Here is a 20,141-nt window from a genome sequence, read left to right on the forward strand (position 1 = left end):
CTGCATTTGCCCGGCACGCCGAATGCCGGCCCTGCCCCGAAAGGCAGGACCGGCATCCAGCTGGCGCACGGACTATGGGTTCCGGCGACGGTACCGAAGCAGGATCAATGCTCCGGCGATAATCACCATCCCTGCAGCCCCTGCCAGCCACAACGTGCCCTGGTCAAGGCCGGTTGCTGCGAGCGGTGCTGGCGGGGCAGGTGGTGCTGCCGGCGCTGGCGGTGCCGGAGGAGCTGGCGGTGCCGGTGGCGCTGCCTGCGGAGCCTCGGAGCAAACTTCCACGTCCGCCGAATCCGAATTGTTCGAGTCCTCGCCGGATGCTTCCGGGATTATCGAGGTATTCGTCATCGTCCGGCACTTGCCGGCAATGCCGTCCACGACCAGTTCGTACGTGAACTTCTTGCTCTGCTCTTCGGCCTTGACCTTGCCCAGTTCCCGTGGATTCTCGGGATTCGTGTAGTCATCGAAGACCGTCACCATCTCATCGGTGGCCGATGCCGCTTCGAACTCCAGCGGTGCCTTGGCACTGACCGTCTGCGTGGTTCCTTCCACGTCGGTCCAGCTGGCGTTCACCGTGTTCTCGTGGCCGGTGTAATCGGCCTCGGCAACCGGGGATTCGAAGGAGCAGCTGTACTTCACGGTCCGGGTCTCCCCGGCCAGGAGCATCAGCTTCCCATCCGCCAATCCTTCGATGGAGCAGGTGGCCCCTTCGATGGACAGCTTGTCTTCGAGGAGCACTTGCGTGTCCTTGAAGTCATTCGGGTTGGCCACGGTGATCTCACCGGTGACGGTGAAGTCCTGGTCTTCGTAGCCCTCCAGGTTTGCCTCGACCGTGTATTCGGCCGTGGCTTGCCCATCCGGTTCAACCTCGAACTTCGTCTCCTTCGCATCCTTGCGGATCGACCAGTCGTAGTCCCTGGCGTACTGGGCGTCGGCGCTCTTGGCGATCATCAGTCCCTGCTCGATGCACAGTTGCAGGTCCACCGAGGATTCGTCCTTGCCGTTGCCGTCCGTTTCCTCGTGCACTGCCGCGGTATTGATGTATACCGTGCAGGTACCCGCTTCGGGCTCCAATAGCTGTTCGTATTCGAACTGCATTGGCGCTTGCGGGACATGGACTACCCCGAGCACCTTCGGTTCGGCCTCAGGATCCATCATGTCATCGGTGACCGTCACCGATTCGTCCGTGACTGCATCGATCGTGAAGTCGATCGGTGCTTCGGCACGCACCTCGCGGTCATCGAAGGTGGCAATCACGGTGTTGACCGCTCCCTCGAAGGCATCGGTGGTGAGCCAGCTGGCCAGTTCGCATTCATACCGGGCCCCCAAGTTCTCCCCGGCATCGAGCACGACCTGCAATCCAGCTGCCGCTTCATCGGCATCCTCCGCATCGATCCGGCAGCTGGTGCCAGCGGTATCGATCCGGTCTTCCAAGGTGGCGGTGATGGAACCGAACTCATTCGGGTTCTGCACCATCACTTCACCGGACAGCCGCAAATTCTGCTCGGCGACTGCGGTGTTGCGAGCTTCCACCCAGTAGTGCGCGGTGAACGTGCCATCCTCATTCTGCGTGAGCTTGCTCTGGTCGATCCGCTTCTCTACCTCCCATTCGTAATCCAGGTCCACCAGCCCCTGTGCGGTCTTCTGCAGGCCCAGGGCCTTCTGGCCGCAGAGGGTCACGGTGGTCGAGTCCTCGGCCCCGGTCTGCTTGATCACCGCGGTGTTGGTGAACTCGGTGCAGGTGCCGGCTTCGGCCTGGTGGCGCAGGGTGTAGTCGAAGTCGATCGGGGTGCCTTCGGCATTCCAGATCGCTTCGCCCAGCACTACCGGCGACTCGGGGTGGGTCTTGTCATCGATGACGGTGACCTGCTTGTCGGTTTCGGCATCCAGCAGGTAGTCCACCGGCGCGGTGGCCGTGGCCATCGAATCCTCGCCCCAGGTAGCCGTGACGGTGTTGCTGCCGCTGAGCTCATCCGGGGTGCCCGAGCAGCTGTAGGGCAGCTGCACCGTGGCGCCGACCCCGTCGCCGCCCACCGGGACCGCGACTTGCAGGCCCTCGGTTTGCGGATCGGCATCCTCGGCTTCGATGGTGCACGTCACCCCTTCGATGCTGATCTCGTCGGTGATGGTGGCCACCGTCGAGGCCGATGCGAAGCGGTTCGGATTCACCAGCACGATCATGCCGTGCACTTCATGCCCGGAATCCTCCGAGCCATCGGAATGGCCGATACCGTGTAGGAGAAGTCGGCGGTGCCGTCCTCGGCCACGGTGACCTCGGTGCGGTCGGCCTTCTTCTCAAGATCCCAGAAGTAGGTCCGGTCGAAGCTGGCTTCGGCGTCCTTGGTGAGCATCAGGTCGAGCAGGCCGCACAGCTGCACGGTCGCGTCATCCCGCGGATCCTCACCCGCATCGATATCAACCCAGGCGGTGTTCGTGTAGCTCATGCATTCGCCGGCGGGAGCATCATGCTCCAGCTGGTATTCGATGAGCACCGGCGAATCGACGATGCCCACGGTGCCAAGCAGCACCGGTTCCTCGGGATTCGTCTGGTCATCCCAGATCTCGACCTCGCGGTCGATTTCGGTGTCAAGGGCGAACTCGATCGGCACCTGCGTGCTCGATGCCCGGTCATCGCCCCAGCTGGCCGTCGCGGTGTTGGTGCCGCCGCTGTAGGAGCCGGGATCGACTCCTGCCGAGACATCGCAGCTGTAGCCGACGGTGACCGTCGAGTTGGCCGGGATGCTCACCAGCGATTCCGAGGTGGTGCAGGTGATGCCCTCCAGATCGACCACGTCCTGGATGGTGGCATCGATACCCGTGTACTGGTTCGGGTTGGTGATGGTGATCTTCCCTTCCAGCACCCATCCCGAATCCTCGTGCCCGGTGTTCTCCACCTTGACCACGTAGCCCACCGGCTCGCTGGCCGCACCGTCCGTGGTGATCTTCTCGTCCTGGCCTTCGGCCAGCGACTTCTCGATCTGCCACTGGTAGGTGCGGTCGTACTGGGCGTCAACGGTCTTGCTGATTTCCAGGGCCGCCTCGCGGCAGGCCTCGGCGAGCGCATTGTCCGTCGCGGTGAAGCCGTCATCTCCGGTGAGCGTGGCGACGTTCTCGAAGACCTGGCAGGCGCCTGCCTCGTCCACGGTCCACGTCACCGAGTAGTCCCGGCTTTGCGGCCCATCGGAGACGTCCACGATCCATGGCGGATCGAACTCGTGGGCGCTGTCGGTGATGGTTACCGTGTCATTCAGCGGCGTCTGGGTCCAGTCGGCTTCCGAGATCCCCACGGTATCCGAGTCCTGGCTGTTGACCGTGCTCAGCGCCTGGGCATCCCAATCCACGGTGGCGGTATTGCTGCCGTCGTAGTCAGGCTGGGATTCGAAGGTGCACGAGTAGGTCATCACCCATTCGGCCCCTGCCGGGATCACCGTCTGGAAGCCGGCTTGCTCGGCGGACATGTCCGCCACCGCTTCGCCGCGCACCCCGGTGATCGTACAGGCCACGTCCCCGCCGACATCGGCGAAGTCCTGCACCGTAACCGGCGCGTCCTGCCAGTCGTTCGGGTTGCTGAGCGTGATTTCTCCGCTCATCGCCCAGTTGCCGTCCTCGTGGCCCTCGGGGGTCACGGTGATCCGGTAGTTCGCCGTGACCTCGCCGGTATTCGGGTTGGCTGCCAGCGGTTGGCCGGAGAGCAGTTCCTTGTCCAGCGACCACAGGTAGGAGCGGTCGAAGGAGGTCACGACGTTCTTCGCGATATCAAGATCCGCGCCGGCGCACACCGTGGTGCTGGCCGAGTCCGTGTTCTCTTCGCCCTCGCCGGTGGCCTCGTCGAGCACCGCGGTGTTGGTGTACTCGGTGCAGGTTCCGGCAACGCCCTGCAGTTCCAGGTCGTATTCGAAGGCCTTCGGCGATTCCTCGGCGGTGGCGGTGCCGAGCACCACTTCCTGGCCCTCGACGGTCTGGTCATCGGTGATGGCGACTTCGCCGTCGGTCAACGCGGCCTGCTCGAAGCCGAAGCCGACTTCCGTTTCGGCCTGGCGTTCCTGGCCCCAGCTCACCGTTGCGGTATTCGTGTACTGCGCGGTGATGTCGGTGTCCGTGGGCACCTGGCAGTCGTAGTCGAGCGTGATGCTCTCCCCGTCCGCCAGCACGACCTGGAAACCGTCCGCATTCTCATCCGCGTCGGTCCCGCCGATGGTGCAGGTGGCTGACGGGATGGAGAGCACATCGGCGACCGTTGCCGTCAGTTCCCCGACTTGCGTATTCGGGTTGCTGATGGTGATGGTTCCGGACACCTGCTTCGCGCTGTCCTGGGCTGCGCCGGCGGTGGCCACTACCGTGTAGTGCGCGGTGACCGTGCCGTCGCCGGCGACAGTGAACTCGCTCTGGTCCACCTGCTTGTCCAGCGACCAGTCGTAGTCGCGTTCGTAGCTGGCGTCCACGTCCTTCGTGATGACCAGGTTCTTCTGGTCGCAGATGGACACGTCCTGCGAGTCCTCGATGTCTTCGCCGGTCAGATCCACCCAGGCGGTGTTCGTGAAGACCAGGCATTCATCGCGTGGCACTTCATAGGTGATCTGGTAGCTGAAGCTCTTTGGAGCGTCGGCGTAGTTCACCGTGCCCAGCAGTACCGGGTCGCCGGATGGATCAGCCTGGTCATCCCAGACGTCGACGGTTGCATCGGTGGTCTCATCGAGGGTGAATTCGATGGGCACCGGCTGGCTTTCAGCCTGCAGCCCATCGCCCCAGGTGACAATCGCCGTATTGGAGTGGCCGGTGTAGTCGGCCTCGGCAACGGCCGATGCATCGCAGGTGTAGTCCACGGTGATCGAGTCGCCGCGCGGCACCACTTGCTGCATGCCCGCCATGCCCGGATTCGAGTCCTCGGCCACGATGGTGCAGGCGGCCGAGAGGGTGTTCTCGTCGCTGATCGTCACTTCGAGATCTTCGAAGTCGTTGGGATTATTCACGGTAATGGATCCGGAAAGCTGCTGCCCGGAATCCTCATAGCCGGTGTTGTCCACCAGCAACGTGTAATCGACGGTAGCTGTTCCGTCTTCCTCGACCACGACATCTGGCCGCTGGCCTTCGGCCAGCTGCTTGTCGATGCTCCACAGGTAGGTGCGGTCATAACTGGCCGTCACGTCCTTGGTAACGGTCAGGCCTGCCTGGCGGCATGCCTCGACCTCGGCGTCATCGCTCTTGACCAGCTGGTTGCTGCCGGTGATCGTGGCGGTGTTCATGAAGCTCTGGCACGTGCCTGCTTCGTCCACGGTCCAGGTGTATGAATAGGTCCTGGTCTGCGGTCCATCGGAGTAGCTGATGGTCCAGGCCCGATCGAATTCATGCAGCGGATCGGTGACGGTCACGGTCTCGTTCAGCGGTGTCTGCGTCCAGTCGTCCGCATCGACGTCAACCACCTTGGTGGCGCTGGATGATGCGGTGGACGCTTCGCTGGCTGACCAGGTGACCTCGGCGGTATTGCTGCCTTCATAGTTCGGCTGCGATTCAAAGGTGCAGCTGTAGGTGAAGGTCAGCGTTTCGGAGGCATCCAGAGTCGCCTGGAAGCCCGGAGCGGCCGGATCGGCATCCATCGTGTCCGGGTCGCCGACAATGCCGACGACCTGGCAGGTGGCTCCCCCGCCCACATTGACCTGGTCGGTGACGGTCACGTCAACCGATTGCCAGTCGTTGGGGTTGGTTACGGTGATGGTTCCGCTCATGGCCCAGTCGCTGTCCGTGTAGCTTTCGGGAGTGACTGTAACCGAGTACTCGGCGGTGAATTCGCCGGTTTCAGGATCCGCGGTGAACGGCTGCTCGCCTAGGGCATTCTTGACGATGCTCCAGTCGTAGCTGCGGTTGAAGCTGGAGACGACCAGCTTCTCGATGCTCAGGTCCTGGCCGATGCAGATTTCCACCGTGGCATCATCGGTCAGTGTTTCCCCGTCATCCGTGGCGAGGCTGGCGATGTTCTTGTAGTCGGCGCATTGGCCGAGCACGCCATCCCATTCGATGGTGTAGGCGAAGGTCTTCGGACTGTCAGCTACCGTGACCGTGTTGCCGCCCTCGATGCCCGCCAGGTCGAATTCGCTATCGTTGACAGTTACTTCGTCATCCGTCACCGTTGGCGAAACCTCCGCGAAGTCGTAGCCGGCCGAGTCGCTGGCCTGGCCATCGGTGCCGTAGTAGTCCTCCGCGTCCCAGGTTGCCGTGACCGTGTTGGTGCCGGCGCTGCCGGCGCTGGTTCCCTCGGGCAGGTCGCATTCATAAGTGAAGGACGTCTCGCCTGGCTGTATGGTCAGCGGGTTGGTGATCGGCGATCCGCCAGCGGAAATGACGCAGTTGGCGCCGTCGAGCTGGTCGACCAGGGAAACCCCTGTCATCGCCGTATCATTCGGGTTGTTCACGGTGATGGTGCCGGACAACTCGAAGTTGCTGTCCTGGGCCTCGCTGGCGGTGGCGACCACGTTGTAGTCGACCTCCACTCCGGTGGCTGTCGCCTTCACCGTGGCTTCCTGGCCTTCGGCCAGGGACTTGACCAGATCCCAGTCGTAGTCCCGGTCATAGGATGCAGTGACATCCTTCGTGAGCGTGAGTTCCTCGTAGGTGGTCTTCGTGTTGGTGAACGTACAGGTGACTTCATCATTGTCGACCAGTTCGAAGGTGATGGACGTCCCGCTGCGGATTGCGGCGGCGCCGGTGCAGGTGATATCGGTCAGATTCCATCCCGCTGGCAGGCTGTTCTCGGTGACGGTTACCGTGGACGGTGCCACCGTGTAGGTGACACTGCTGGGCAGGTCCGCGCCGGTATCTGAATCCGCGCTGTCATCGAGGTTGAATGATGTCGAGTCGCCGAAGCGGTCCTCGGCGAGGGTAAATCCGAAGTCCGTGCCGTCGGCAGGTACTGCGTCCTTGATGATGGTCACGAAGCCTGCTTGGACCGCACCGGCCTGGATCTGGTTATCGCGGCTGCCGGCTGACTTGCAATTCAGCGTGTCGATGACGACGTGGTACGGCGACCCGTTGATCGACGAAGCGCCGGTGCCCGGGCCGTGATCGAGTTCAGATGCGATGTGGGCATCGAAGAACAAGGTGACACTCGATTCATCGCCTTCTTCGCCGGGAACCTGGAACGTGATCGTGGCTGTGTTAACTTGGTCATTCCCGCTTCCCTCGGAAATCACGGGAGCGCTCATCGTAGCTCCCGTTACGCTCCAATTGAGCAGGTAATCGTAGGCCCACTTACCGGCCTGCTTCACCTGGTAGTGGATGACAAGCTCGTTCTCGCCTGCTGGCAAGGTCATCTCCACGCGCTGGTGTACGACGCCGCCTTCGTAGAGGCCCCGGTTGATATTGCCGTTGGCAAACTCGTCCATCGATTCGGACTTCTGCATGAAGGTATTGACCGAACCCAAATTCTGATTGGGTCCACAGTCTTCCAAGGCTTCTTCCGCCGTAATGGTAAGCGGTTCGCGGGCCGCTGCCGAAGACTCGGCAGACTCTTCCGATTCCGAAACTTCGGCCTTCGGCTGCGCAAGTTTCGGCGAAGCCGTGTCCTTCAGCTTCTTTTCCTGCTTGGGTGCCACCGATTCCACACGTTCGGATTTAGGTGCTGGTTTCGTGGTTTCCGCTGATTTTGGCTGGTCTGGCTTCTCAGATTCTGGTGCAGGTGCCGGGGCCGGCTCGGGTTCGGCTACTGCATCTTTGTCAGGAGCCGATGCCTTGGTACGATTTTCTGCTTCAGCAGCTGGCGATTCCTCCGCCGTGGTTGCCTCTGAAGATTCCTCAGCTTCGACCGCTGCTTCCTCTGTGGACTTCGTGTCCACGGCGGATGCGGAGTCCTCCGATTCAGTTGCCGGCTGTGTGGCCGCGGTTTCTTCCCCAACAGAAGTTTCGGCGGCAACTGCCATGCCCGGAATGGTCATGACAAAACACAAGGAAATTGACGAAATTATCGCCAAAAATGGCTTTAGGGATCCTTTTAAAATAGTTTTGCGGCGCGAATTTGGCACAAAAGTGCCACGCCTTTGATGCCTAGACATTTCTCCCCCATACAAGAATGTCCAGAGTGGATCGCGCGGCGTGTAAGTGCGATCCACCCGAAAAAGAGCGAGCGGTAGTAAGGCTCTGACCTCAGATAATAAAAGCCTGGCCTAAGATGCAGCCACCCCATGTGGCTCAACTGCTCAGGATAAGTTCCCCAATGCATCTAAAGATGCGAAATGAATGCGAGTGTTTCAATTCGTCTTTAAATCCCCCAATTCAAGACAACGATATGCCGACATCCTACGCCGGGATCCAAATTTTTGCCAGCAGTTGGAGGGAAATAATTTTGGCACAGAATGAAGCAAATGATGCACTTCTTCCTCTGTGGATTAAACCGTCTTGTCATCCCCGCTATTCTCGATCCTGGCACTGTCCGAACACCGGAATCGCGCGGTCGGGACATCCAGATCGACCCCATTTAACGGTGCACGCCATACCGCGGGGCCACGTCCGGTTCCGCTGCGCGCAGGGCTCCCAGCGCCTCCTGTTCCGTGATCCCTGCTGCGCCAGGAGGAAGGCTGGGAGTTCAGCGTGCCGATCGCCTTTGAGGGCTCCATGGCAATCGGCACCACGGTGCTCCGCACAGGCCGCCTCGCGCGCAACGAACTCAAATGCACCCTTCGATCAGTAACTTGACTAGCGGGTCTGACTAGCAAAGTAAAAATACATCTCAATCTGATAAAGGTTACGCGTTTCTCTTGATTAGGCTTGGAGGTTGCAGTTGGCTCGGGTAATTTTTGTATGGTGAAAAGAGCAACTCTATGAGCCAACGCCGCGCGTTCCGCCGCGTTTTCCTTCCCGCTGCCTGGCTGGTCATCGGCGCCTTGATCGCCGTCAGCCTCGTGAAGCTCGCGTTTGCCGGCGGTACTTCCGCCGCCGACGACGACCTGTTCCCCACCGGAGAAATCCCGGCTGAGACCGTTTTTGCCGAAAAAGCAACGGTCGAGAACAAGCTGACCATCCCCGGAACCATCAAGCTCACCGAATCCAAAGAGCTGAACGCTCCCGTGGACGGCGTCGTCAACTGGGCCTTCGTCAAACCGGGTGACAATGTGTCCCTTGGCGACCGTATCTTCCAGGTCCGCACAGAGTCCCAGCCTGAAGTCGCTGAAGCCAGCGACTCGGACACCGAGGGTTCCGAAGGCGAACAATTGACGGTGGAAGCTGCTCCCGTCGTGAAGTACCACGATGTCTACGCATCGGCCACCGGCAAGGTAGGCGCTTTCCAGATCGAGATTGGCGATGACGTCACCAAGGGCACGGGCCTCGGCTCCATCCAGCCGCAGGAATTCCTGGCGGCCGGTTCGATCGATCCGCTGGATCGCTACCGCCTGATGGACGAAACCCTCGAAGCAATGATCACTATTGACGGCGGGCCGGAGCCCTTCACGTGCAAGGATCTGTCTGTCGGGGACAGCGCGTCGAAGAAATCCAGCTCCAGCACGCAGGACCAGGATATGGAATCGTCCATGGATCCAATGGCCACCGGCGAATCCCCGGAGAGCTCTTCAAGCAGCGAGATTTCTTGTGCTGTTCCAGCTGACGTCGTGGTCTTTGATGGGCTGAGCATGAACATGGAAATCGATGCTGGCACCGTTGAGGATGCAGTGACTGTACCGGTATCGGCAGTTCGCGGCTTGGTTGGCCAGGGCGCGGTGTGGAAGCTGGATGAGAACGGCAAGGAAATCCGCACCGAAGTAGAGCTGGGCGTGACCGATGGAAAGATCATCGAGGTGGTTTCCGGGCTGAAGGACGAGACCGAAATCCTTCGGTTCGTCCCGGGATCCACCCCGGCGCCAGGTGAAATGATGCAGATGGAGCCCTACCCAGATGAGTGGTGAGCCATTGCTGAAGCTCGAGGACGTCACCCGCAGCGTCCGGCTGCCCGATGACAGCGAGCTGCACATCCTCAACGGGATCGATCTCACCGTATCCGAGGGAGACCACATAGCCATCGTCGGACGTTCGGGCACCGGCAAGTCAACGTTGCTGAACATCCTGGGACTGCTTGATAAGCCGACCAGCGGGAGCCTGCTGTGGCGCGGCAAGGATGCCGTCCGGCTGAGCGCCAAGCAGGCTGCGCATGCCCGCGGTCGCGACCTCGGGTTCGTCTTCCAGCAGTTCAACCTCCTGCCCGGACGCACAGCACTGGAAAATGTCATGGCTCCGCTGATGTATGCCAGCGGCCGCGACTTCTGGAATCGGCGCAAGCTGGCCACCGAGGCGCTGGAACGCGTAGGGCTGGGCGGGCGCCTGGATTCAATGCCGCAGACCCTCTCGGGCGGCGAGCAGCAGCGCGTGGCGATTGCCCGCGCGCTGGTGCGCCGTCCCCGCGTGGTGCTGGCCGACGAACCGACCGGCGCATTGGATGTCAGCACCGGACGTGCAGTCATGGAACTGCTGGATTCCGCCACGGTTGATTCGGGAGCGGCCCTGATCACCATCACGCACGACAGCAATGTGGCGGCCCTGGCACGTGGGCAGTTCCGCCTCGATTCAGGGCGGCTGCATCCGCTCAGCGAGGTCGTGATCCGATGAATGCTCTTGCACGCCTGGCCACCGGATTTGCCGCAGCATTGCTGGAAGCATGGCAGGAACTGCGCATCCACAAATTGCGGGTGCTGCTCTCCTTGATTGGCGTGACCGTTGCCGTGGCATCGCTGACCACCGCATTGGCCGGCGCCGGCATGGCCCGGCAGATGATGACCGAAAGCCTTGAACGCGACGGCCGTCCGGCAATGATCACCACCTATGCCTTTGATGCACGCTCGGATGGAGGTCCGCAGGGTGATGATTCGGTGGCGCAGGCTTTCGAGAAAACCAGCGAGCGATTCAAGATCGACTACACCACGATGGTTGGACGCAGCTACGACCAGCGGGTCTCATATCAGGGTATGACCCTTGAAGCGGAAACCCTGGTGGTCGACCAGGATTACGCCCCGATGCACCGGCTGGTCATAAGCCAGGGCCGCTGGCTGGAAGTCGAGGATGCGAAAAATCTGTCACCAGCCGTGGTGGTTGACCAGAACATCATGAGGGAATTGGGATTGGAAGGTCAGCGTCTGCCGCTCACCGTCGACTTGGTGAGCAACGGCGACGCCGTGTCTGTCACGGTCATCGGCACCGCCAGTTCCCGATCCTTCGGGATGTCTGGCCAGTTGTGGATGCTTCCGGCCACCTATGATCATTGGTTCGCAGGCCAATCCCCGCTGAATGAGGTGTCCTACAAGATGTGGGTCCCTATCGAGGGATCCGAGGAGCTGGCCATGCATTTTGGCCAGCAGATGCAGGCCGAGCTTCCGGGCTATACCGTCGATTCCCACCGCGAGGATTACCTGATGTGGGGTGCTGATGAAAGCCTGAAGCAGTTGGCATTGGTGGTTTCCGGCATTGCTGTGATCATCTTGCTGCTTGGTTCGCTGAGCCTGCTGAATGTTTCCATGGTGACCATGAAGCAACGCATCCGCGAAGTTGGCATCCGCCGCAGCTTCGGCGCCACCACCGGCCGGGTTTTCTTCTCGGTCATGATGGAGAGCGTGGTAGCCACCGCGGTGGCCGGCGGCCTGGGCGTGCTGATCTCGGTAGCCCTGGTTTCCAATGAGAGCCTGCTGAACATGGTGCTCGCTACCGAGCTGGACCAGATGCCGCCCTTCCCGCTCGATGCCGCACTGCTGGGCATGGGAGTCTCCGTAGCGGTGGGTGCCCTCACCGGCGTGCTCCCAGCGCTGGTGGCAGCACGTGTGAAGATCGTGGACGCCATTCGCGTCTAGGCCACGGTCTGCACTGCCAGTTGAGTAACTGAATAGCACGAAGCGTTGGCCGGGGAATTCTCTCCGGCCAACGCCGTTTTTAACGCGGCTTTCAACCTTTAAGGGTCCCTATCGGAATACCGGATCCGCCGGCCCCCGGCCTCCGAAAGGCATTCCTGTCGGCAATTGTGCACTATCGTACATTCAATCTGATTCCCAGATTTCGGCGATTCTGGAAAACTTTCGACTGCGCCAAATTTCCTGTGATTCCGCGGATTTTCCGCCCTGCCTCGCGGGCGTTTCGAAAGATTCCCGCTTCCCGCTTGACACCGTCTGAGATTGGGAGCACACTGATCGTATACGATTTGATGTACGAGATGATGTTCGACGAAAGCAGGCCGATCAACGGTGAGCAATATTGTCCCAGTAACCGAAGAGACCTTCGCGCAGGCAGGCAAGATCCTGGCCGTACACCTGAGCTACTCCTCGCGTGCGGCGCAGCGTGGACGCACCCCGAAATTCCCCAGCTACTTCATGAAGGCCACCAGCTCGCTGGCCGCCAGCGATTCCACCGTGGAACGCCCTGCCGGCACCGAGCTGCTCGCCTTCGAGGGCGAAATCGCACTGATCATCGGCAAGGCCGCCCGCCGCGTCTCGGTTGAGGACGCCTGGAGCTACGTCGGACAGGTCACCGCATCGAACGACCTGGGCGTGCACGACATGAAGTACGCGGACAAGGGCTCGAACATCCGCTCGAAGTCCGGCGACGGCTACACCCCGGTCGGCCCCAACGCGCTGGATGCTTCCACCTTGGATCCTGCCAAGCTCCGCGTGCAGACCTGGGTCAACGGCCAGCTCGCCCAGGATGCCGACACCTCCGAACTGCTCTTCTCCCTCGCCACCATCGTGGCCGACCTGTCCCAGCAGATGACCCTGCAGCCAGGCGATATCATCCTCACCGGCACCCCTGCCGGCTCCACCGTCTTCTTCCCGGGCGACGTCGTCGAGGTCGAGGTCACCGACCTGGTTTCCGGAGCATCCACCGGCAAGCTGAAGACCACCGCCACCGAGGGCACCGAAGCCTTCGCCGCATTCGGCAACCAGCCAAAGGTCACCGACAAGGACAAGGAAGACGCCTACGGCGATCGCGAGAGCGCCGGCATGGAACCCCTGATTACCGGCAAGTCGGTGCTGACCGACAAGGTCCGCGAGCAGCTGGCCTCGGTCGCCACCGCCACCCTCTCCGCCACCCTGCGCAAGCGCGGGTTGAACAACGTGAACATCGAGGTTCCCGGTGCCACCAAGGGCATGCAGCGCGTGATCGGCACCGCCCGCACCCTGCGCTACATCCCGAACCGCGAGGACCTGTTCAAGGCCCACGGCGGCGGCTACAACATGCAGAAGCAGTCCATCGACTCGCTCAAGGACGGCGAAATCCTGGTCATGGAAGCCCGCGGCGAGACGGGTTCGGCCACCCTGGGCGACATCCTGGCCCTGCGTTCCCAGCAGCTCGGTGCCGCTGGCATCATCTCCGATGGCGGCGTGCGCGACCTGGACGCGGTATCCAACCTTCAGATCCCGGTCTTCTACAACGGCGCCCACCCGGCAGTGCTCGGCCGCAAGCACGTGGCCTGGGACAAGGACATCACCGTGGCCTGCGGCGGCGTGTCCGTGCAGCCGGGCGACGTGATCGTGGCCGACTCCGATGGCATCGTGGTCATCCCGCCAGCCATGGTGGCCGAGGTGGCCGCCGAGGCAGCGGTGACCGAGTCCAATGACGAATTCATCTTCGCCATGGTCAAGCGAGGCCACGGCATCGAGGGCCTGTTCCCGATGAACGCCGAGTGGAAGGCCAAGTACAACGCCTGGAAGGACGCAGGCAGCCCGGATCTGGACTCATGGTCGCTGTAATGACTGCTTCCAAGTCCGAGGCAGCCTACCAGCTGGTCTCCGAGCGCATCGTCAACGGGGCATACTCCCCCGGCTACCGGCTGGTGCTGGGCACCATTGCCGATGAGCTGGGCTGCTCCGTGGTTCCGGTGCGCGAGGCGATCCGCCGGCTGGAGGCCGAAGGGCTGGTCCACTTCACCCGAAACGTCGGGGCGACGGTGGCCCATGTGGATTCCACGCTCTACCTGCACACCATGCAGACGCTGATGGTCATCGAGCCGGCCGCCACCGCGCTGGCCGCCGATGCCATGGACGCCAAGTGGCTGGCCAAGGCGCGGGCGCTGAACGAGAGTATGCGCCAATGCCTGGAGGACTTCGACCCGGTGTCCTTCACCCGGATGAACACCGAATTCCACCAGCTGCTCTACGGCCAGTGCCCTAACCCGCACATCCTGGACCTGGTCCAGCGCGGATGGCGGCGGCTGGCGGCGATGCGTGCGAGCTCCTTCACGCACATCCCGAACCGGGCCCGCGCCTCGGTTGAGGAACACGAGAAGCTGCTGGATCTGATTGCCGATCACGCCACCCCGGCGCAGATCGAGGCCGCGGCCCGCGAGCACCGCGCCCGCACCCTGAATGCCTACCTCAAGGCCGCCGGCATGGCACCGAGCGCCATCTAGCCGGCAGCCCCTGCACTACCCATAGTTTTGCCCAAAGCCATCCGGTGAAAACACCGGGACAACGCACGAAAGGAACTGCCATGAGCAAGCACTTCGTACCGGAGAATCTCCCAACCCACCTGCAGCACTACATCAACGGCGAATTCGTTGACTCCATCGGCGGAGCAACCTTCGACGTGCAGGAACCGGTCACCAACACCACCTACGCCACCGTCGCCTCGGCACAGCCAGAAGACGTGGACCTGGCCGTCGCCGCCGCCAGCAAGGCCTTCAAGGAAGGCCCATGGTCCAAGATGCTGCCGCGCGAGCGTTCCCGCGTGCTGCACAAGATCGCCGACATCGTCGAGTCCCGCGATGAGGAGCTCTCGCTGCTCGAGTCCTACGACTCAGGCCTGCCGATCACCCAGGCCAAGGGCCAGGCACGCCGCGCCGCCGAGAACTTCCGCTTCTTCGCCGACCTGATCGTCGCCCAGGTGGACAACACCTTCCGCGTCCCGGGCCGCCAGATGAACTACGTGAACCGCAAGCCGATCGGCGTCGCCGCGCTGATCACCCCATGGAACGTCCCGTTCATGCAGGAATCCTGGAAGCTGGCCCCGGCCATCGCCACCGGCAACTCCGTGGTCCTGAAGCCTGCCAGCTACACCCCGCTGTCCGCCACCCTGTGGCCAGAGATCTTCCGCGAAGCCGGCCTGCCAGAGGGCGTCTTCAACCTGATCTTCGGCTCCGGCGGCGTGGCCGGCGACTACCTGGTCAAGCACCCGGACGTCCCGCTGGTCTCCTTCACCGGCGACTCCTCGACCGGCGCCACCATCTCCACCGCGGCCGCCCCATTCTTCAAGGGCCTCTCGCTGGAGCTGGGCGGCAAGTCCCCGGCCGTCGTCTTCGCCGACGCCGACCTGGAAGCCGCATTGGACGCCACCGTCTTCGGCGTGTTCTCGCTGAACGGCGAGCGTTGCACCGCCGGTTCCCGCGTCCTGGTCCAGCGCGACATCTACGATGATTTCGTTGCCAAGTTTGCCGAGCGCGCCAAGAACATCCGCGTCGGCCTGCCGAGCGACCCGAAGACCGAGGTCGGATCGCTGGTCCACCCGAACCACTTCGACAAGGTCATGAGCTACATCGAGATCGGCAAGAACGAAGGCCGGCTGCTGGCCGGCGGCGGCCGCGCCGAAGGCTTCGAGAATGAGGGCAACTACGTCGCCCCGACCGTGTTCGCCGATGTCGCACCGGATGCGCAGATCTTCCAGGACGAGATCTTCGGCCCGGTCGTTGCCATCACCCCGTTCGACACCGACGAGGAAGCGCTGGAGCTGGCCAACAACACCAAGTACGGCCTGGCCGCCTACGTCTGGACCTCGAACCTGAAGCGCGCGCACAACTTCGCGCACCAGATCGACTCGGGCATGGTGTGGCTGAACTCGAACAACGTCCGCGACCTGCGCACCCCATTCGGCGGCGTGAAGGCTTCGGGCCTGGGCCGCGAGGGCGGCTACCGCTCGGTGGACTTCTACACCACCCAGCAGTCCATCCAGATCACCCTGAACGAAGCGCACTCCCCGAAGTTCGGCGTCTAGGAAGCACCAGCTTCCCACCACTAAATTTTTTGCTTGCAAAGGAGCACATCATGAGCAAAGAGATCGCAAACCCGATCCCAACCCCTTCGGTGCCAGCGCCGGATATCCTGCGCTGCGCTTACGCCGAACTGGTCGTCACCGACCTTGAGCGCTCGCGCAACTTCTACGTCGACGTGCTGGGCCTGCACGTGTCCTACGAGGACGAGAACCAGATCTACCTGCGTTCCTTCGAGGAATTCATCCACCACAACCTGGTGCTGACCAAGGGCCCAGTGGCCGCGCTGAAGGCGATGGCCTTCCGCGTGCGTTCCACCGAAGACGTGGACAAGGCCGAGGCCTACTACAAGGAACTGGGCTGCCGCACCGAGCGCCGCAAGGAAGGCTTCGTCAAGGGCATCGGCGATGCCGTGCGCGTCGAGGATCCACTGGGCTTCCCCTACGAGTTCTTCTTCGAGACCACCCACGTCGAGCGCCTGCACATGCGCTACGACCTGTACTCGGCCGGCGAGCTGGTCCGCCTGGACCACTTCAACCAGGTGACCCCGGACGTGCCGCGCGGCCGCAAGTACCTGGAGGACCTGGGCTTCCGCGTCACCGAGGACATCCAGGACGACGAAGGCACCACCTACGCAGCCTGGATGCACCGCAAGGGCACCGTGCATGACACCGCCCTGACCGGCGGCAACGGCCCGCGCCTGCACCACGTGGCCTTCTCCACCCACGAGAAGCACAACATCATCCAGATCTGCGACAAGATGGGCGCACTGCGCATCTCGGACCGCATCGAGCGCGGCCCAGGCCGCCACGGCGTGTCCAACGCGTTCTACCTGTACATCCTGGATCCAGATGACCACCGCATCGAGATCTACACCCAGGACTACTACACCGGTGATCCGGACAACCCGACCATCACCTGGAACGTGCACGACAACCAGCGCCGCGACTGGTGGGGCAACCCGGTTGTGCCTTCGTGGTACACCGAAGCCTCCAAAGTCCTGGACCTGGATGGCAACGTGCAGGAAATCGTCGAGCGCACCGACGACTCCGAACTGGAAGTCACGATCGGCGCCGACGGCTTCTCCTACACCCGTGCCGGTGACGAGGACGGCTCGTACCACGGCCAGGCATCCAAGGGCTTCAAGCTGGGCAACCAGCTCTAAGCCAGACCAGCTCTTCTAGACCCAGAGCTTGGCAGCTTCCCTGAGCTGCAGCACAAGAATCCCGGGGCATCAGCGATTTTCTTCACCGATGCCCCGGGATTCTTCTTTTTCTGGTTTCGTTCTTCCAAGGAATTCAGACCCGGGCAACGCGCCGTTCGCGCACCGCCTTGCGCCAGCCATCGGCGATGTCCCAACCGACCCCGATGGCGATCCCGAATCCGAGCAGCACCGCCAGGATCCGGAAGACTCCCCCGTTGCCTGCGGCATCCGCGTTCCCGGAAGCGAATTCCTCGCCTCCGGCCTGGGCGATGAACGAGAGGAACTCGGGGTTCACCAGCTCGCCGCCCAGCAGCAGGACCAGCACCCAGGCCGCGAAGAGCAGGGCAAGCACGGTGTTCAGCGCTGCCAGCGCGGTAGTCCAGCGGCGCTGGGCATAAAGCGCGAAAGCGAAGACTGCTTCAAGCACCATCAGGCCGAACAGCGCGCCGATCCACCACGGCCACAGTCCCGGATTGAGGATCGCGATCGGCTCGCCGCCGGTCGGGAAGAATCCGCGCACCGCATCCCACACCACCGCCACGGCGGCGATGGCCAGGAACGCCAGCGAGGCGATCAGCTCGGTGCGTCCGGCGCCATCCTCCTGGACCTCAGGCAGCTGGTCGACATCCCACTTCATGCCGGTGTCCGCGCCGGTGCGCTCGAGCACGACGAAGACCAGCGTGGTCCAGAAGACCAGATGCACGGCCACCTGCAGCCCGATGGCCAGCGCCTGGACGAGGCTCTCGCCGACCTCAGCTCCGGAGAGCAGCTGGCCCAGCAGCACCGCGCCGACCACGCAGACCGGTACGATCCACAACAGCAGCTTCAGCAGCCGCCACCAGGTCAGGTAGTACTTCGGACCGATCAGGTGCAGCGGCCGGTCCGCGTAGCCCGCGGCAAGCAGGCCGGGATCGCCCAGCTCGGACAGGACTTCGCGTTCAGCCTCGTCCGCGGCCTCAATCTGGTCCGTGCGCGCCTCGATCGCGTCGGCAATCAAGGCTTCGAGCTCGGCGCGGACGTCGTCCTGCAGTTCGGGTTTCAGGCTCCGGATGGTGGCCGAGATGTAGCGTTCGGTCAAGGTGGCAGTCATGTCAGTGCTCCTCTTTGGTGAGCGAGGCGATCGCCGTGGTCAGGGATCGCCATTCGGTGGTCAACGCGTCAGCGAGACGGATGCCGTCGAGCGAGGTCCGGTAGAACTTGCGTGGCCGCGCCTCCTCGGTGTTCCACTCGCTGGTGAGGTACCCCTGCTTCTCCAAACGACGCAGCAGCGGATACAGGGTGTTGGCGTCAGTGGAGAAACCATGATCGCCAAGCTGCTCCAGCAGGCTGTAGCCATACCCGGCGCCGCGCAGCAGCTGCAGGCAGGCCAGTACTACGGTGCCGCGTCGCAGCTCTTGCAGCTGGGTGTCGAACTCTTCCATGTCCACTACATTACTGTGTGCCACACACTACAGTCAATGACACATTAGTGGATTCTGTGGAACGACGTGTTCAGTGTCGTAGCCTGGCAGGCCAAATCCTGCCAACCCGCCTCCCGCCACGCGTAAGCTGTGAATCAGCAACAGCCGATCAGTGAGGCGGAACATGGACGAGCAAAAATCGCTAGTTGAATTGGCCAAGGCGATTGCTGTCCGCGCCCACGAAGGCCAGGTCGATAAGCTTGGCGCTGCGTATATCGGGCATCCGGCACGAGTGGCCGGCCATGCCCGCGCTCTTGGCGGTTCGCCGGAGGCCATCGCGGCCGCGTGGCTGCATGACGTGATCGAGGATTGCGAGGTGAGCGCGGAGGATCTGCGCAACTCAGGCATTCCCGAAACAGTCATCGAGGCGGTCGAGCTGCTGAGCAAGCGTCCAGGGCAGAGCCTGGAAGAGTATTGCGCAAAAGTACGCGGCAACTCGCTGGCCTTGCTGGTCAAGCAGGCGGATCTGGCCGACAACACCGACCCTGAACGCACCAGCCAACTGGACCCGGTTACCCGGCAGCGGCTGGCCGAGAAATACCGGCGCACCAGGACACTTCTCGGCCTCCTGCAGCAGCCGGGGCCCTAAGGATCGCGTGGAACCCCAAATACTGCAGCTCCAGTGTCGGCCCGCAATGCCCCTTGCGTCGACTTTGCAGACTGTCGACTCAAGCACCTGATCACCGCACGCGACATTAAATGCTGGATGTTTCCACCGATGCCCTTGCAATCGAGCGCCATTGGGCAAGACTGGAACCATGGCTACAGGTAGAAGCACAGTGTTCGAAAACCGCAGCCATGCCGGCGCCGCGCTGGGCATGAAGCTGTCCACTCTGCTGCCCGCCGGGGACTACACGGTGCTGGGCCTGCTGCGCGGCGGGGTGCCCATTGCCTACGAAGTCGCAACGGCGCTCGGCGCCGACCTGAGCGCCGTGGCGGTGCGCAAGCTCGGGGTGCCCAGCAATCCAGAGCTGGCATTCGGCGCCATCGCCCGGTATGGGTCCAGCAGCTCCCGCCATATCAACGAGGCCATTTATCGCCGGGCGCTGCAGTATTTCGGCAAGGACGAGCTCGAATCCCTGGAACGAGGCACCGGTGCCGACCTGCTGGCCCTCGCCGACAGGTTCAAGGACTATTGCCCGGATCTGTCCGGGCGCGACTTGCTGCTCTGCGATGACGGGATGGCCACGGGCGCGACGATGAAGGCCGCGCTGGATCTCGTACAGGAGTTGTCCCCTGCCTCCGTGATGCTGGCAGTTCCGGTGGCTTCCCCCGAAACGGTTGCTGAATTGGCGCCCCATGTCGATGGCATCTGCGAACTTCTCACCCCGGATAACTTTACTGCCGTCGGAGCGTTTTACGAGGATTTTGGCCAAGTCAGCCAGGACCAAGTACTGGAGTTGCTTCGCTCGAAGCGGTGAAGATCCAGTACCGCGCAGTCAAGGGCCGGCGTTGAGGATTCCAGCATGAGTCCCCACTCCGCGCCGCGACTGCCGATCGCCGAGCAAGAGGTTGGCCAGCCACCGGCTTTCGACTAGGC

General features: G+C 62.5%; 14 protein-coding genes. 10 read left to right on the forward strand and 4 right to left on the reverse strand.

All coding sequences use genetic code 11. The annotated features are described in order from the left end of the window. Positions 1-72 precede the first annotated feature (72 nt). Together BKX98_RS16885 and BKX98_RS17060 are read right to left on the reverse strand one after the other, a co-directional pair. Positions 73-2,181, reverse strand: a complete 2,109-nt coding sequence (locus tag BKX98_RS16885; RefSeq protein ID WP_073707596.1) for an LPXTG cell wall anchor domain-containing protein — start codon at positions 2,179-2,181, stop codon at positions 73-75. Then, the gene (locus tag BKX98_RS17060) at positions 2,178-7,394 is read right to left on the reverse strand and encodes a hypothetical protein (RefSeq protein ID WP_158024698.1); all 5,217 of its coding nucleotides are present in this window, start codon (positions 7,392-7,394) and stop codon (positions 2,178-2,180) included. Before BKX98_RS17060 ends, BKX98_RS16885 begins: the two co-directional genes overlap by 4 nt. Positions 7,395-7,458: 64 nt before the next feature. On the opposite strand from BKX98_RS17060, the gene BKX98_RS16895 reads away from it, so the two are divergent. The 8 genes from BKX98_RS16895 to hpaD all read left to right on the forward strand — a co-directional run bounded on the left by BKX98_RS16895 (position 7,459) and on the right by hpaD (position 17,102). Next, the gene (locus BKX98_RS16895) at positions 7,459-8,031 is read left to right on the forward strand and encodes a hypothetical protein (RefSeq protein ID WP_143181131.1); all 573 of its coding nucleotides are present in this window, start codon (positions 7,459-7,461) and stop codon (positions 8,029-8,031) included. Between the two features lie 776 nt (positions 8,032-8,807). Beyond that, complete coding sequence (locus tag BKX98_RS13215) at positions 8,808-9,887, forward strand: efflux RND transporter periplasmic adaptor subunit (protein WP_073707598.1); 1,080 nt, start codon at positions 8,808-8,810, stop codon at positions 9,885-9,887. Next, positions 9,877-10,584: an ABC transporter ATP-binding protein gene (locus BKX98_RS13220; protein ID WP_073707599.1), complete on the forward strand. Its 708-nt coding sequence runs from the start codon at positions 9,877-9,879 to the stop codon at positions 10,582-10,584. Before BKX98_RS13215 ends, BKX98_RS13220 begins: the two co-directional genes overlap by 11 nt. Further along, positions 10,581-11,816: an ABC transporter permease gene (locus tag BKX98_RS13225; RefSeq protein WP_073707600.1), complete on the forward strand. Its 1,236-nt coding sequence runs from the start codon at positions 10,581-10,583 to the stop codon at positions 11,814-11,816. Before BKX98_RS13220 ends, BKX98_RS13225 begins: the two co-directional genes overlap by 4 nt. A 387-nt stretch (positions 11,817-12,203) precedes the next feature. Then, on the forward strand, positions 12,204-13,706 hold the full coding sequence (locus tag BKX98_RS13230; protein WP_073707601.1) for a fumarylacetoacetate hydrolase family protein: 1,503 nt from the start codon (positions 12,204-12,206) through the stop codon (positions 13,704-13,706). Then, complete coding sequence (locus BKX98_RS13235) at positions 13,706-14,365, forward strand: GntR family transcriptional regulator (RefSeq protein ID WP_073707602.1); 660 nt, start codon at positions 13,706-13,708, stop codon at positions 14,363-14,365. Before BKX98_RS13230 ends, BKX98_RS13235 begins: the two co-directional genes overlap by 1 nt. Positions 14,366-14,445: 80 nt before the next feature. Further along, positions 14,446-15,942 (forward strand): 5-carboxymethyl-2-hydroxymuconate semialdehyde dehydrogenase, encoded by a 1,497-nt coding sequence (gene hpaE / locus BKX98_RS13240; protein ID WP_073707603.1) that lies wholly within the window; start codon positions 14,446-14,448, stop codon positions 15,940-15,942. A 62-nt stretch (positions 15,943-16,004) separates the two neighbouring features. Beyond that, positions 16,005-17,102, forward strand: coding sequence for a 3,4-dihydroxyphenylacetate 2,3-dioxygenase (hpaD, locus tag BKX98_RS13245; protein ID WP_038991538.1), 1,098 nt, complete (start codon positions 16,005-16,007; stop codon positions 17,100-17,102). 133 nt (positions 17,103-17,235) lie between these two features. Here the strand turns inward: hpaD and BKX98_RS13250 are convergent, their stop codons facing one another. Next, positions 17,236-18,231 (reverse strand): hypothetical protein, encoded by a 996-nt coding sequence (locus tag BKX98_RS13250; RefSeq protein ID WP_073707604.1) that lies wholly within the window; start codon positions 18,229-18,231, stop codon positions 17,236-17,238. A gap of 1 nt (position 18,232) precedes the next feature. Further along, positions 18,233-18,562, reverse strand: coding sequence for a PadR family transcriptional regulator (locus BKX98_RS13255; RefSeq protein ID WP_073707605.1), 330 nt, complete (start codon positions 18,560-18,562; stop codon positions 18,233-18,235). 163 nt (positions 18,563-18,725) lie between these two features. Here BKX98_RS13255 and BKX98_RS13260 point away from each other — a divergent pair, with 163 nt between their 5' ends. Beyond that, positions 18,726-19,190: an HD domain-containing protein gene (locus tag BKX98_RS13260; RefSeq protein ID WP_073707606.1), complete on the forward strand. Its 465-nt coding sequence runs from the start codon at positions 18,726-18,728 to the stop codon at positions 19,188-19,190. Positions 19,191-19,359: 169 nt separating this feature from the next. Beyond that, positions 19,360-20,022: a phosphoribosyltransferase gene (locus tag BKX98_RS13265; RefSeq protein WP_073707607.1), complete on the forward strand. Its 663-nt coding sequence runs from the start codon at positions 19,360-19,362 to the stop codon at positions 20,020-20,022. Positions 20,023-20,141 lie beyond the last annotated feature (119 nt).

Source organism: Glutamicibacter sp. 0426, assembly GCF_001906485.1.
Taxonomy (GTDB): Bacteria; Actinomycetota; Actinomycetes; order Actinomycetales; family Micrococcaceae; genus Glutamicibacter; species Glutamicibacter nicotianae.